Here is a 13,489-nt window from a genome sequence, read left to right on the forward strand (position 1 = left end):
TCAGTACGCCAGCCAATCGACCTCGGCGTCATCCAGCGCCGAGTGCATGTCGCCATCCGCCTGGAGCGCGACCAGGCGCTTGCGGACGGCATCAGGGTCGCCGTGCTTGGGGAAGCCGCGATCGGCCGCGGCGCCTGCCGCCAGCTGGCCGAGCAGCCCTCCCCTATCCTTTTGTGCGATCAGCCACGATCCGAAGGCGGGCTTGGCTGGCGTATAGCGTTCCATGTTCATGGTGGGTCCATTGCGACTCGGGATCGCGCAACCCTACCATGTTCTCCGAATGTTCCGATAGGCTGGCGAGGTGGATCCAGAGGGCCTGGTCGACCATCCAACCAACAGCCTCCCACGCCTTCGCACCCTGAAGGTCGTGCTCGCGTATGCACGCCAGCATCTTGTTCAAAACCACACGCTGCGCCCCGTCGCCATATGCGGCGACAAGTCCAAAGGCGACCTCGCTTGCTGGGTCACTTGGTGGCGGCATGTCCCGCATAAAGCTCCGCAGCGGGACTAGTTGCACTATGCAGGATCAGTTTTTTACAAGACGATCGTCAGGAACTGCCCTGCCCGCCAGACGGGTTTCTCAGGTTAGACAATCATCGTGGGGCGCGGCAGTTTTCCGTTGTGGTATCCGGGGTGGTTGGACAACGTAACCTTCTGATCCGCAAGGACTGTGCGAGGCCGGCTTGGAGTCAAACTCCGAGTAGATGTCCGTCAAAATTAGCCTTCCCTTGACCGATCCAGAAGATTGCGGACGGAAGCTAGGGCCGCAGTGGCATACTGCCGATCATCCTCACCATCCAAGGCGTCGGCGTTGTCATCAAGGCGGCGAAGCAGCTGATGGATCGCTTGGGGTGAAAGTGCGCCCTCATCCTGGAGAGCAATCAGTACCTGAGCCATAAACGACGTCTGGTGGGTCCAGAGATTGGCTATGCTGGTCGTGATCATCTGACGGTCTTCTGGTGCCATGTCGTAGACATCGGCTCAGTGCCATCGAGTGTCAACTCGTTGCCCCTGCCCGTCTAAGCCATTGATGTTGCTTACGGCGGATTTGCAGGTCAGGCGGGCAAGCCTCGTTGATATCGCTCGCTTTTACGGCTCCACGGCGAAATCATCAGTTAATGAGGCATCTCGTCCGCAATTCTGGGAAACTGCACCCAGATTGCATCAATCAATCCTTTCAGCGTTGCCAGCGCAAAGGCGGGTTCAGGCAAAAGGATCTTTTCGACACGAGCTGGCACATACCGCATCTGATGTTGCAAATGCGGTATACGCATCAATTCGATAACGCGCCGAACGGAGGGGTCGGACGCTGCCCTCACGCCAGCCTTTGCAGCTTCTGCAAGGCAGAGTGACAGATCGTGGCCGATGTCTCGGTTAACTCGTTCGGTCCCGCCCGCTGCGAGGAGTGCCGCCTTAAAACCTAGCTCGAGAGCGAAACCGTTAAGCAGCGCATACGGCGCGCCCAGATGGTGTCTGCCTGGTTGATCCATGTCGTCAATCAGCAGCTCCATGGCATTGGCGTAGGCCCAAGCGCCCATGAAGAGAGTGGCTGCATTGGGGGTAGCCATACTAGCGTTGACCATCCTGTGCGCCGTATTTTCCAGGCGGACTTAGCCATTGATGCTGCGCTCAGGGGGCTTCGAGTTGGCCACCCTGCTTCACGGGCACAGTCGGCAATGCACCTTGCGCGAGCTTATCAAGAACGATTGGCGCCGAAGCCCCGAGGTAGAAGGCGGCTAATGCCGTCGGCGAGTCGAAAACCACAGCCAGTGTGCCGCCTGATAGCGCAAGTAATCCTCTAACAAACAGATACGGCAGCTTGCGATATCGAGACGGTATTTCACCCTCATTGTTCGCAGCTGCTCTGCAACAAGCCCCCACCTCTACGACTGCGCTACCAAGCGCGCCGACCCAGAAAAGACTGATGGTGCCGAAGTAGGGGAGGTCCAAGCTACCAGCGACGATATGGCCTTGACGGAGCCGTACCATCGCTCAGCCGAAGCAGAGCAATAACGCGTGCGAAATGCGCCAGCAGGTGCATCGCCACGCGTCGCCTGTGGAAGATTGTCGCTACGATCACGAAAACGTTCGCAGCAATCAGCGACAGGCTTACGGTCGCCATTACGGCACTCAGTGCGTCGATCAGAACCTGCATGGCCATCCTCTCTCCGCCCGTTCCAACGCATCAGATGCCCCCGATGCTCCAACAAGATGAGCGCATCCCCACAGCTGGTCAACGAATTTGTCTAAAAAGGATCCATGCGACGGCATCGCCTAATTAGCTTGCGCGAACTCGTCGGCATAATGTCCGCTGACCATGCGCGACTTCGGGTGGATCAGGGGCAGGACCGGAATCTGCACCACATCGGCGACACCTATCAGCGCGGCGAAGACGCCCAGCTCCTCCGGGTGGACCACATCCTCGGCATCGTGCAGCACCACCGCGCGGCTCCGCACGCCATCGGCCATGTCGTCGCGGCACAGCGCCCGCCACAGCAGGTTGAGGTTGTCCGCCTTTGTGGTGGGGCCGGCCCGGCCACCGATCACCAGCCGGACGCGTGCATCACTCTCTGCCACCGCCGCGACCGCGTCGACGGTGGCGGGATCATTGGGGTAGCAGCCGACATAGATGCGGTAATCGCCGGCACCGAACCGATCGAGTGCGGTGCGCAGCATTGCGCCGATCACCTCCGCCTCCTGCCAGGCCGCGACGAACACCGCGATCCGCCCGGCATCGGCGGGTGGCTGGAGGCGGAAGGCGGAAACCGGCCCGTGCCGCACCCGTCTGATCCAATAGACCATGTCGACCAGCAGGTCATCAATGCCGCCGATCAGCAGCATGACCGCGGCGAACAGCATCAGCTCGCGCGCCACCGCATCGACCACGCCCATGCCCGACATGCTCCCCCGTCACGCCGACCCCCCGGTAGCGCTTCCAGATCACATATTCTTGAACATCAAACGCTTGGCAAGCGGCGATCGGGCGAACCCATCCCATATCGATCCGCCGCCCGACGTGCATCGGGCGGCGGTTGGGAGTCAGCGGTAGAAGCCGCGGATCACGTCGACGACGTAACCACGCCGCGTGTCGACCAGCAGCACATCGTCGTAATGTCGTACCCAGCGCTGGTACCCGGCGGTCTGCGGCAGGTGATAGCGATAGGGATCGCTGATCCAATATCCCCGCCCGTAATAGTTCGGAGCGATGCGCACGCCGGGGCGGAAGCTGTTGTACCGGAACGGCGCGCGCCAGTTGCCTCGGGCATACAGGGCGCGATCCCGGTCCCGATAGGCGCGCCAGTCGTCGCGACCATAGCGACCCCGCAGGTCCTCGCGATATTCGCGGTGCGCCTCGCGCAGGTCGCCGCGTTCCCGGCGAATGTCGCCACGGTCGCCGTAGCGATAGGCGTGGTCCAGGTCGCGGCGCTCCTCGCGGATGTCGCGACGATCACGCGCCAGCTCCTCGCGCGATTGCGCGCTGGCGACCGTCGGCAGCGCCACTGCCGGCACGGCCGCCGCGGCGATCAGCAGGCCCGTGATGATCCTGGATCCGGTAATCCTGTTCATGGCATGAACTCCCTCATCGGCGGCGTGCTGCCGCCATGGGGGTGTTCTGCCGCCGCCGCGCTGAACGGCGCGGAAACCGGATCGTCAGCTTCGCGAAAGAAGGGCGGTCGCCCGATCAGGGTCGATCGCGGCTGCCGCCACCGCCGCCGCCCGCGCCCATGCCCGGCGCCCCGACCGACCCGATATTGCCGAACAGGTCGTCGAAGAACCCGCGCTTCTTGCCCAGGGTCGGCGTGGTCTTGCCATAGGGCGCGACGGACGCGATCTGGTCCAGCCCGCCGCGACGAATGGTGGTCACGTTGCCAGCCTGATCGAAACTGATCTGCAGCGTCAGCTGCGACTTCGCACTGGGATTGCGGAACGCCAGGTTGCGGCTGTCGCGCGCCACATAATACCAGTCGCCGCCCTGGCCATCCTTCGTGAACTGGCTGGTGAAGCTGGGCTTGCCCAGGGTGCCCAGCACCGACTGGCGGTTGTCCACGCCGGGCTGCACCGAATTCACCAGGTCCGCATCGACGATATAGCCCTGATGCGAACGGACCGGCGTGCAGGCGCCTGCCGCCAGGGCGATGCCCAGCGCGGCGGCGGCGTGGCGGGTAAAGGCGGGCAGACGCATGAACACTGGCACTCCGTGGAACAACCGGCCACAACCGGCGGGCGGGCGCGATTGCATCGGCCGTCAACCTCCTCGATATGCGTTCCGCGCCGGGCAGACAAGCCGCCCGGCCATGCGAGGGGCAGCGGACGAGTGGGCATCTTTGGGCGGATCTTCGGCCGGGCGGACGGGGTGGGCGCGCACGCGAAGGGACTGGACGCGCTATATGCCGCCTGCGTCGCGCGCGCGCGGCAGCCGCACTGGTACCTGGCCGGCGAGGTGCCGGACACGCTGGACGGCCGCTTCGACGCCATCGCCGCCGTGCTGTCGACCGTTCTGATGCGGCTGGAGGACGATCCCGCCGGCGCACGCCCGGCGGCGCTGCTGACGGAGCGATTCGTCGACGACATGGACCCGCAGCTGCGCGAGATCGGCATCGGCGACATCACCGTGGGCAAGCATATCGGGCGCATGATGGCCGCGCTGGGCGGCAGGCTGGGCGCGTACCGCGAGGGGGTGGCGGCAGGCGACCTGAAGCCGGCGCTGATCCGCAACCTGTACCGCGGAGCGCCGCCTTCGCCTGCCGCGCTGGACCATGTCGCCGGCGCGCTGGATGCGCTGCGCTCCGCACTCGCGACCACGCCGCTGCCCGTTCTGTTGAAAGGAAACCTGCCGTGACCCCCGAATTCGCCCGTCCGCAGCGGCTCGACACGATCGGCGATCGCGAACGCGAGGTGGTGGTCGAGGCCGACGATGCGGAGCGGCGCGCGCTGGCCACCCGCTTCGGCCTGATCGGGATCGACCGGCTGGAGGGCCACTTCACCATCCGCCGCGATACGAACGGGGTCAGTGCGCGCGGGCGCGTGGTCGCCGATGTGGTGCAGCCCTGCTCCGCCAGTGGCGCGCCCCTGCCCGCGCATGTCGACGAACCGGTCGCACTGATGTTCGTGGAACCGGGCACCGACACGGAAGAGGTGGAACTGTCCGCCGATGCGCTCGACACGATGGAGATCGAGAACGGCGCGATCGATCTGGGCGAGGCGGCCGCGGAAACCATGGCGCTGGCGCTCGACCCGTTCGTGCGCGGGCCCGATGCCGATGCGGCGCTGAAGGCGGCGGGCGTGCTGGGCGAGGGCGAAGCGGGACCGTTCGGTGGCCTGGCAGCGCTGAAGGACAAGCTGGCCGGGCGCTGATCGGCCCGGCGTTCAGCCGAAATCGGGACCCAGTTCGGGATCGAGATCGCGGGGGCGGACGAACCGGACCAGGGTGGCGCAGCCCGCGGCCAGGTCCGCCCACTCCCCCTCGAACGTCATCTGCGCGACACTGGCAGTGGGGTATTTGGCCGCGACCTCGTCCCGCAATCCGCCGCCATCGCGCACCAGGTCCAGAACCAGATCCTCCAGCCCCGGATTGTGCCCGACCATCAGCAGGCAGTCCCCCTGCTGTTCCTGCGCCACCTCCAGCAGAGTCTCTGCCGAGGCCAGATAGATGCGCCGATCCTCCACCGCTGCGGGCACGGCGCCGTATCCGGTCGCGAACGCCTCCAGCGTCTGTGCGACCCGCACCGCGGGGGATGCGATCACATGGTCGAAATGCAGCCCCACCTCGCGCAGGTGGCGGCCCATCACCTCCGCCGCCCGCCGGCCCTTGGCGTTCAGCGCCCGGTCGAAATCGCGGCAGACCTGGTCGTCCGATCCCGCCTTGGCGTGGCGCAACAGCGTCATCGTCTTCACGGCAGTTCCCCCAGCGTCTCGCCCGCATGCGCCCCATGCCCCAGCGAGCCGGGAATGGCCAGCGGGGCGGACGGAGACAGCCGGGCGGACACCCGCGCGACCGCCTCGTCCAGCGTGACGCGGGCGATGGGCGTGCCATCGGGAAAAGCGGACAACAGCCGCGACGGCGTGGCGGCCGACAGCAGCACGAATAGGCCCCGGTCGTCGGCGCGACGGATCAGCCGCCCGAACGCCTGCGCCAGACGCGCCCGCACGATGCGGTCGTCATAGGTGGAGCCGCCGCCGACCAGCCGCCGCGCGGCGTGCAGCACGCCCGGCTTCGGCCAGGGCACGCCCTCCATCACCACCAGGCGCAGCGAATGGCCGGGCACGTCCACCCCGTCCCTCAACGCGTCGGTGCCGAGCAGGCTGGCATGCGGATCGTCGCGAAAGATGTCGACCAGCGTGCCGGTGTCGATCGGATCGACATGCTGCGCGTGTAGCGGCAGGCCGTCGCGCGCCAGTCGATCGGCCAGCCGCGCATGCACCGCACGCAGCCGGCGGATCGCGGTGAACAGGCCCAGCGTGCCGCCACCCGCCGCCGCGATCAGCCGGGCATAGGCGCCCGACAATTCCGCGATGTCGCCTTTCTTCACGTCGGTGACGATCAGCACCTCGGCATGGGCGGCATAGTCGAACGGGCTGGCGGCGGCGAAACGCTGCGGCGCGCGGACGAGGTGGTGGGCGCCCGAACGCGCCTCCGCCTGTGTCCAGTCGCCATCGCCCGTGCCGCCGCCGCGCAGGGTGGCGGAGGTGACCAGCACGCCGTGCGCCGGCTTCAGCACCACTTCCGCCAGCGGGCGTGTCGGGTCGAGCCAGCGGCGGTGCAGCCCGACATCGTATTCGCGCCCCTCCACCCGGTCCACCGCCAGCCAGTCGACGAAGTCGGGATCGACGGGCCCGCCGACCCGCGCCAGCAGCGCCAGCCACGCCGCCACCGTTTCCGCACGCCAGCCGATGGAGGCGATCGCTCCCTCCACCCGCGCCCGCGCCTGTGCGTCCAGCCAATCGGGCGCCTCCGCCAACAAAGCCTCCAGCCGGCGTGCCAAACCGTTGAGCGGCCGGACCAGCGCGTCCAGCGCCGCGGCGGCGGGCTGGGCCGCGTCGATCAGCGCGGGTGTCGGCTCCGCCAGTTCGGTTTCCAGGCCATAGCCGGCATCGCCGGGCTGTTCGGCACGGGCATAGGTCAGGCCACGCGCCGCAGCGAGCAGCGCCTCGACCGGCCCGAACGGCTGCCCCTCCGCCAATCGCCCCAGCCAGCCATCGGACGGCAGCGCGCGCGCCGCATCCACCGCATCGGCGATGGCGCGGGCGCCCGCCTCGTCATAGCTGGCGACGTCGGACAGCCGCGCGGCCAGGCCACGTCGCCGCCCGCGCCCGCCCGCCTCCGGCCCGAGCAGCCAGCGCCTGAGTTCGATCGACTCGGCCCCCGACAGCGCGGTGCCGAACATCGCGTCGGCCGCGTCGTGCAGGTGGTGCCCCTCGTCGAATACGTACCGGGTCGGGCGGGTGTTCAATTCGCGGCCACGCGCCGCATTGACCATCACCAGCGCGTGGTTGGCGATGACGATGTCGGCCTGCGCACCGGCCCTCGCAGCACGCTCGATAAAGCATTTCCGGTAGTGCGGACAGCCGGCATAGACGCACTCGCCGCGCCGGTCGGTCAGCGCGGCCGGGCCGTTGCGGCGGAACAGCGTCGGCAACCAGCCGGGCAGGTCGCCGCCGACCATGTCGCCGTCCGCCGTGTACGCCGCCCAGCGCGCGACGAGTTGCGCCAGCACCGCCGCGCGGCCTGCGAATCCGCCCTGCAAGGCATCCTCCAGGTTGAGCAGGCAGAGGTAGTTCTCCCGTCCCTTGCGCGTCACCACCCGCACGCGGCGTTCGGCGGCGTCGGGGAACAGGCGCTCCGTTTCCTGGCTCAGTTGGCGTTGCAGCGCCTTGGTGAAGGTGGAGATCCATACCGGCCCGCCCGCCCGCTCCGCCCACAAGGATGCGGGCGCGAGATAGCCCAGCGTCTTGCCGATGCCCGTGCCCGCCTCCGCCAGCACCATGTTGGGCGCGTCGCGGACGCTGCGCGGTCCGAACGCCTCGGCCGCGGCGGCGGCAAAGGCGCGCTGTCCCGGCCGGATTTCCGCACCAGCACCCGTCAGGCGCGTCAACCGCTCCTCCGCCTCGTCCGGCAGCAGCGTCACGGTGCGCGGCGCGGGTCGCGGTGGCGCCTCCTCCCATTCGGGCAGGCGGGAAAACAACCAGCGTTCGTCGCGTGCCGGCTTGGCGACGCGCTCCACCACAGCCGGTCCCCAGGGCCAGCGCATCCGGAACAACGCCTGCGCGCTTGCCCATGCCCCCTCCCGCTCCGGCCAGTTCCCGGCCGGTACCGCCAGCAGCGCCGCCGCCGCCTCCAGCAGGAACGCCGCGACATCCTCGTCTCCGTCCGGCGGCGACAGGTCCACCGCCCGCGCCAGCCCGGCGGGCGTCGGCACGGCGAAGCGCGCGGGGTGGATGAACGCGAACAGCTCCAGCAGATCCAGCCCGGACAGTTCGGCATAGCCCAGCCTCTGCCCGACCAGGGGCGCGTTGAGCAGGATTACCGGCGTATCGGCCGCGAGCCGGATCGCCTCGCCGCGCCCGATCGCGCGCGTGCCGGCCGCATCGGCGATCCAGATGCCGCTATGGCTCGCGTGAAGGGCGGGATGGGGCAGCGACATCGGTGCGGTTGAGATGCGGGCGCGGGAACGGATTGGCAACCCGGCTTCGTTGCGCCGCGTTCACGCGTCGTGCGTTACCGCCGCGCCAATCGCGATTTTCGAAGGAGACGCCATGACCCGCCACCGCCTGCCCGTTCTCGCCGCGACCGCGATCGCCGCACTCGGCGCGGTCGCGGCCACCGCCAGCGTCGACACCAGTCCGAAACCGGGTGGCGTGTACCGGCTGAAGCCCGGCATCTACGCGCAGAAGGGCACGTCCTGCTCCTCGCCCGCCAATGCGGAGATCCGCCAGTATGATGGTCGCGGGATCAGCACCGCGCATAGCCGTGCCTGTCGTGCCAGCGTCCTGTCGCGGCGTGGCGACCGCTATACCGTGAGCCAATCGTGCATGGACGCCGGCGCGGGGCCGGGCAAACGCTTCACGGAGCGTCAGACGGTAACAGTGCGCGACGCGCTGACCTTCACCCAGGCGTCGAAGGGTGCGGGCACCACCTATCGTTATTGCCCGATCGACCAGTTGCCGCGTGGGCTGCGCGAAGCGGCGGTTCATCCCGCGTCGTAGGACCAGCCTCACAAGGCCCGCCTAAAGAACAGGCCCCGGACCGCTCGTCGCTCTCCGGGGCCTTTGCGGTTCAGGCGAGGGTACGAACCTTCGCTTCCCGATCCCAATACCGCTTCTTCGCCGCGTCGACGAAGCCGTCCAGCGCCACCACGCCCTCGTCAGGTTCCACGCCCGCCTTGTCGAGCAGCGGCTTGGCGTCCGCATTGTGGCCGATCGCCTTCAGGTGGCCGAACGCGTCCATCACCCACTGAACCGCCGCGCCTTCCTTGCACAGCTTGGCACAGGCGTCCGCCGACAGGATCACCGCACAGGCATCCACCGTCACCGACGGCTGCCCGAACAGTTGCGCGTCGGCCCTGACGGAAGAGCCGTCCGACAGAGGCACCGCCCCGACCTTCGGCGCGATCAGCATCGGGTTTCCGCCGGCTGCCTTTACCGCATCCTTGACCGACGCCAGCTCGCCCGCATCGGTGCCGTCCGCGAACAGGATGCCAACGGTGCGACCCTCCAGCGTGTGCTTTTCCAGCGGGCCGCGAATGATGCGCAGCGCCGGCGACGGGTCCATGTCGATCGGCTGCACCTTCGTCGGCGACGCTTCGGGCAGGTCCATCGCCAGCCCTTCCGCCACGCGGGTCGCCAGATCCTCGTCCACGTTGCGCAGGTTCGCCATCATCGCGATCCGGATGTGCTCCAGCGAAACCTTGGACAGTTCGAAGACAAGCGCGGAGGCAAGGTGCGCCTGTTCCGCACTATCCAGCGAGCGGAAGAACAGCCGCGCCTGGCTGTAATGGTCGGCGAAGCTTTCCGGCCGGATCCGCAGCTTTTGCCCCTCTTCCTCGGACGGGAACGTCTTGTAGCCGCCCTCCGGATCCTCGCGCGCGCCGCCTTCCTCGCCCGCCTTGGACAGGCTGTTTGGCTCGTAATTGGCGCGGCCCTTGGGCACCTGCATCTGCATATGGCCATCGCGCTGCTGGTTCAGGAACGGACAGCCTGCCGCCGCCGCGCGCCCCTTGGCCGAGTTGATCGGCAGCTGGTGGAAATTGACCGATCCCAGCCGCGACAGCTGCGTGTCGGTATAGCTGAACAGCCGCCCCTGCAGCAGCGGGTCGTTCGAGAAGCCGATGCCCGGCACGACGTGGCTGGGCACGAACGCGGCCTGTTCGGTTTCCGCGAAGAAATTATCGGGATAACGGTCCAGCACCATGCGCCCGACGATGCGGACGGGCAGCACCTCCTCCGGGATGATCTTGGTCGCGTCCAGCACGTCATAGGGCTGGCTGTTGGCGAACTCCTCGTCGAACAGCTGCACGCCCAGTTCCCATTCGGGGAAATCGCCGCGATCGATCCGTTCGAACAGGTCGCGGCGCTGGAAATCGGGGTCGGCGCCGGCGATCTTCACCGTCTCGTCCCAGATGGTGGAGGCCAGGCCCGCCTTGGGCTTCCAGTGGAACTTGACGAAGGTCGACTTGCCCTCCTTGTTGATGAACCGGAAGGTGTGGACGCCAAAACCCTCCATGTTGGCGAAGGTGCGCGGCAGGGTCCGGTCGCTCATCGCCCACATGATCATGTGGGTCGATTCCGGCATCAGGCTGATGAAGTCCCAGAACGTGTCATGCGCGGTGGCGGCCTGGGGATAACCGCGATCGGCCTCCATCTTTGCCGCATGGATCAGGTCGGGGAACTTGATCGCATCCTGGATGAAGAACACCGGGATGTTGTTGCCGACCAGGTCCCAATTGCCCTGGCGGGTGTAGAACTTCACCGCGAACCCGCGCACATCGCGCGGCGTGTCGATCGATCCGGCACCGCCCGCCACGGTGGAAAAGCGGGTGAACACCTCCGTCCGCTGGCCCTTCTTCTGGAACAGGTCGGCGACCGTGATGTCGGCCAGGCTGTCGGTGCATTCGAAATAGCCATGCGCCGCGCTGCCGCGGGCATGGACGATCCGCTCCGGGATGCGCTCATGATCGAAATGGTTGATCTTTTCGCGATAGACCTCGTCCTCCAGCAGCACGGGGCCGCGGGCCCCCGCTTTCAGCTGGTTCTGGTTGTCGCTGATCGGCGTGCCGTGGTTGGTGGTCAGCACGCCGTGGTCGGCGTCGGCCACCTGATGGGTCTCGCCGCCGTTGCCGGCGTTGAGAGCGGAATAGTCGGTCATGAGAAGTCCTTCGCTGGATCTGGCGTCATAACGGCCGACAAGTCCGCGAAGTTTCGACCATTTCGACCGATTGTGCGGGCGCTTCGCCATCGGCTAGGGCGGGTCCACGATGACTGACGAAATCCGCTCCGCCGCCCTCGCGTCCAAGGCCTGGCCGTTCGAGGAGGCGCGCAAGCTGCTCGCCCGTTACCCGCAGGGGAAACTGGCCAAGGATGGACAGGTCGCGCCCATCCTGTTCGAGACCGGCTACGGCCCGTCGGGCCTGCCGCATATCGGCACGTTCAACGAGGTGCTGCGCACCACCATGGTGCGCCAGGCCTTCCATGCCCTGTCGGACCAGCCGACCCGCCTGGTGGCGTTCAGCGACGACATGGACGGTCTGCGCAAGGTGCCGGACAATGTCCCGAACGGCGCGATGCTGGCCGAACATCTGGGCAAGCCGCTGACGCGCATTCCCGATCCGTTCGGCACGCACGACAGCTTCGCCGCGCACAACAATGCCCGGCTGCGCGCATTCCTGGACCAGTACGGGTTCGAGTACGAGTTCGCGTCCTCCACCGAATATTACACCGCCGGCCGGTTCGACGACGCGCTAAAGCTGGTGCTCGGCCATTACGATGCGATCCAGGCCGTGATGCTGCCGACGCTGCGGGCGGAGCGGCGCGCGACCTATTCGCCGGTGCTGCCGATCAGCCCGACCACGGGCGTGGTGCTGCAGGTGCCGGTGGAGGTGGTCGATGCGCAGGCCGGCACCATCGCCTTCATCGACGAGAATGGCGAGCGGGTCGTGCAGTCCGCGCTGGGTGGCCTCTCCAAGCTGCAATGGAAGGTCGACTGGGCGATGCGCTGGGTCGCGCTGGGCGTGGACTACGAGATGGCGGGCAAGGACCTGATCGATTCGGTCACCCAGTCCGGCAAGATCGCGCGCGTATTGGGTGGCCGCCCGCCCGAGGGCTTCACCTACGAGATGTTCCTGGACGAACATGGCGAGAAGATCAGCAAGTCCAAGGGCAACGGCCTGTCGATGGAGCAATGGCTGACCTACGGTCCCGAAGAGAGCCTGGCCTTCTTCGCGTATCGTGAGCCCAAGAAGGCCAAGCAGCTGCACATGGGCGTGATCCCCAAGGCGGTGGACGAATATTGGCAGTTCCGCGCCAATTACCCGGGCCAGCCGGTCAGGGAGCGACTGGGCAACCCAGTCCACCACATCCATGACGGCAAGCTGCCGACGGGGGACCTCCCCGTCACGTTCGGCCTGTTGCTGAACCTGGTCGGCGTGATGGGAGAGGCGACCAAGGAACAGGTCTGGGGCTATCTGCGCAACTACGTCCCCGATGCGTCGGCGCAGACGCATCCCGAACTGGACCGGCTGATCGGGTATGCCTTGGCCTATGCCCGCGATTTCGTCGCGCCGACGTTGCACCGCCGCGCGCCCGACGCGACCGAACGCGCCGCGCTGGAGCGGCTGGACGCCGACCTTGCCGCCCTGCCCGCCGATGCCAGCGCGGAGGACATCCAGAACATCGTCTACGAGATCGGCAAGACGGCCGGGTTCGACAGCCTGCGCGACTGGTTCAAGGCGCTGTACGAAACGCTGCTGGGGTCCAGCCAGGGTCCGCGCATGGGCAGCTTCATCCGCCTGTACGGCATCGCCAACAGCCGCGCGCTGATCGCCGACGCGCTGAGCAAGGCGGGCGCATAGGGATGCGGGAACGGGCACGCGGACTCGGCCGTTATCGGCGGATCATGCGCGCACCCATGCTCCTATCCCCGCTCGTGCTGCTCGCCGCCTGCGGCCAGCCCGCCCCGCAACAGACCAACACCGCCAGCGCGGCACCGAAGGAGACGGGCTATATCGCCCGTGTCCAGGCGCTGCCCCCCGGCCAGCGCGAAGGCGTGCTGTTCCGCGCGATCCGCAGCAGCGGCGGCCAGAGCTGTCAGGAGATCAAGCAGGTGGAACCGCTGCCGACGCCAGCGTCGGGCCAGCCGGCGTGGCGGGTGACCTGCATCGACGGCAGCCAGTGGCGCGTGGCGTTGACCGACGACGGCACCGCGCTGGTGACCGGAGCGCAGCGTTAGACGCCGCTCCGTCCGTCGACCGTTCAATCCCGGTCGGCGGACCGCCAC

Annotated in this window: 15 protein-coding genes; 5 read left to right on the forward strand and 10 right to left on the reverse strand. The window is 67.3% G+C overall.

Annotated elements, in window-relative coordinates; translation table 11 throughout:
- From BMX37_RS14340 to BMX37_RS14370, 7 genes are all read right to left on the reverse strand, one after another.
- Window positions 1–231: a hypothetical protein gene (locus tag BMX37_RS14340; RefSeq protein ID WP_170841987.1), complete on the reverse strand. Its 231-nt coding sequence runs from the start codon at window positions 229–231 to the stop codon at window positions 1–3.
- A 486-nt stretch (window positions 232–717) separates the two neighbouring features.
- Window positions 718–945, reverse strand: a complete 228-nt coding sequence (locus BMX37_RS14345) for a hypothetical protein (RefSeq protein ID WP_093666463.1) — start codon at window positions 943–945, stop codon at window positions 718–720.
- A 170-nt stretch (window positions 946–1,115) separates the two neighbouring features.
- A complete protein-coding gene (locus tag BMX37_RS14350; protein ID WP_093666464.1) occupies window positions 1,116–1,568 on the reverse strand; it encodes a hypothetical protein in 453 nt (150 codons plus the stop codon).
- Between the two features lie 383 nt (window positions 1,569–1,951).
- Window positions 1,952–2,155, reverse strand: a complete 204-nt coding sequence (locus tag BMX37_RS19025; RefSeq protein ID WP_139198095.1) for a hypothetical protein — start codon at window positions 2,153–2,155, stop codon at window positions 1,952–1,954.
- A 119-nt stretch (window positions 2,156–2,274) separates the two neighbouring features.
- The gene (locus BMX37_RS14360; protein WP_093666466.1) at window positions 2,275–2,901 is read right to left on the reverse strand and encodes a glycosyltransferase; all 627 of its coding nucleotides are present in this window, start codon (window positions 2,899–2,901) and stop codon (window positions 2,275–2,277) included.
- Window positions 2,902–3,039: 138 nt separating this feature from the next.
- Entirely contained in the window at window positions 3,040–3,567 is a 528-nt protein-coding gene (locus BMX37_RS14365) for an RcnB family protein (protein WP_093666467.1), read from the reverse strand.
- Between the two features lie 115 nt (window positions 3,568–3,682).
- Window positions 3,683–4,183 (reverse strand): outer membrane protein assembly factor BamE, encoded by a 501-nt coding sequence (locus tag BMX37_RS14370; protein ID WP_093666468.1) that lies wholly within the window; start codon window positions 4,181–4,183, stop codon window positions 3,683–3,685.
- A 132-nt stretch (window positions 4,184–4,315) separates the two neighbouring features.
- Between BMX37_RS14370 and BMX37_RS14375 the strand changes: the two genes are divergently transcribed.
- On the forward strand, window positions 4,316–4,840 hold the full coding sequence (locus BMX37_RS14375; RefSeq protein WP_425288465.1) for a ubiquinol-cytochrome C chaperone family protein: 525 nt from the start codon (window positions 4,316–4,318) through the stop codon (window positions 4,838–4,840).
- Entirely contained in the window at window positions 4,837–5,355 is a 519-nt protein-coding gene (locus BMX37_RS14380; RefSeq protein WP_093666470.1) for a YceD family protein, read from the forward strand. Before BMX37_RS14375 ends, BMX37_RS14380 begins: the two co-directional genes overlap by 4 nt.
- A gap of 12 nt (window positions 5,356–5,367) precedes the next feature.
- On the opposite strand, the gene BMX37_RS14385 is transcribed toward BMX37_RS14380, so the two are convergent.
- Complete coding sequence (locus BMX37_RS14385; protein ID WP_093666471.1) at window positions 5,368–5,895, reverse strand: SixA phosphatase family protein; 528 nt, start codon at window positions 5,893–5,895, stop codon at window positions 5,368–5,370.
- Complete coding sequence (locus BMX37_RS14390; protein WP_093666472.1) at window positions 5,892–8,642, reverse strand: ATP-dependent DNA helicase; 2,751 nt, start codon at window positions 8,640–8,642, stop codon at window positions 5,892–5,894. Before BMX37_RS14390 ends, BMX37_RS14385 begins: the two co-directional genes overlap by 4 nt.
- A gap of 112 nt (window positions 8,643–8,754) precedes the next feature.
- On the opposite strand from BMX37_RS14390, the gene BMX37_RS14395 reads away from it, so the two are divergent.
- Window positions 8,755–9,204: a hypothetical protein gene (locus tag BMX37_RS14395; RefSeq protein WP_093666473.1), complete on the forward strand. Its 450-nt coding sequence runs from the start codon at window positions 8,755–8,757 to the stop codon at window positions 9,202–9,204.
- Between the two features lie 70 nt (window positions 9,205–9,274).
- On the opposite strand, the gene BMX37_RS14400 is transcribed toward BMX37_RS14395, so the two are convergent.
- Window positions 9,275–11,362 carry a catalase gene (locus BMX37_RS14400; protein ID WP_093666474.1) on the reverse strand — a complete coding sequence of 696 codons (2,088 nt, stop codon included), beginning with the start codon at window positions 11,360–11,362 and terminating at the stop codon, window positions 9,275–9,277.
- A gap of 109 nt (window positions 11,363–11,471) precedes the next feature.
- Between BMX37_RS14400 and BMX37_RS14405 the strand changes: the two genes are divergently transcribed.
- Complete coding sequence (locus tag BMX37_RS14405; protein ID WP_093666475.1) at window positions 11,472–13,064, forward strand: lysine--tRNA ligase; 1,593 nt, start codon at window positions 11,472–11,474, stop codon at window positions 13,062–13,064.
- Window positions 13,065–13,120: 56 nt separating this feature from the next.
- Entirely contained in the window at window positions 13,121–13,441 is a 321-nt protein-coding gene (locus tag BMX37_RS14410) for a hypothetical protein (protein ID WP_139198096.1), read from the forward strand.
- The last annotated feature ends 48 nt before the right edge of the window (window positions 13,442–13,489 follow it).

The sequence above is a fragment of the Sphingomonas gellani genome, assembly GCF_900110035.1.
GTDB lineage: Bacteria > Pseudomonadota > Alphaproteobacteria > Sphingomonadales > Sphingomonadaceae > Sphingomonas > Sphingomonas gellani.

What these genes read in the sequence shown, in the direction of transcription:
- BMX37_RS14410 (WP_139198096.1), top strand. Translation starts at nt 13,121, where the DNA reads ATGCTCCTATCCCCGCTCGTGCTGCTCGCCGCCTGCGGCCAGCCCGCC.
- BMX37_RS14365 (WP_093666467.1), bottom strand. Translation starts at nt 3,567, where the DNA reads ATGAACAGGATTACCGGATCCAGGATCATCACGGGCCTGCTGATCGCC.
- BMX37_RS14400 (WP_093666474.1), bottom strand. Translation starts at nt 11,362, where the DNA reads ATGACCGACTATTCCGCTCTCAACGCCGGCAACGGCGGCGAGACCCAT.
- BMX37_RS19025 (WP_139198095.1), bottom strand. Translation starts at nt 2,155, where the DNA reads ATGCAGGTTCTGATCGACGCACTGAGTGCCGTAATGGCGACCGTAAGC.
- BMX37_RS14350 (WP_093666464.1), bottom strand. Translation starts at nt 1,568, where the DNA reads ATGGCTACCCCCAATGCAGCCACTCTCTTCATGGGCGCTTGGGCCTAC.
- BMX37_RS14395 (WP_093666473.1), top strand. Translation starts at nt 8,755, where the DNA reads ATGACCCGCCACCGCCTGCCCGTTCTCGCCGCGACCGCGATCGCCGCA.
- BMX37_RS14360 (WP_093666466.1), bottom strand. Translation starts at nt 2,901, where the DNA reads ATGTCGGGCATGGGCGTGGTCGATGCGGTGGCGCGCGAGCTGATGCTG.
- BMX37_RS14405 (WP_093666475.1), top strand. Translation starts at nt 11,472, where the DNA reads ATGACTGACGAAATCCGCTCCGCCGCCCTCGCGTCCAAGGCCTGGCCG.
- BMX37_RS14345 (WP_093666463.1), bottom strand. Translation starts at nt 945, where the DNA reads ATGATCACGACCAGCATAGCCAATCTCTGGACCCACCAGACGTCGTTT.
- BMX37_RS14390 (WP_093666472.1), bottom strand. Translation starts at nt 8,642, where the DNA reads ATGTCGCTGCCCCATCCCGCCCTTCACGCGAGCCATAGCGGCATCTGG.
- BMX37_RS14340 (WP_170841987.1), bottom strand. Translation starts at nt 231, where the DNA reads ATGAACATGGAACGCTATACGCCAGCCAAGCCCGCCTTCGGATCGTGG.
- BMX37_RS14370 (WP_093666468.1), bottom strand. Translation starts at nt 4,183, where the DNA reads ATGCGTCTGCCCGCCTTTACCCGCCACGCCGCCGCCGCGCTGGGCATC.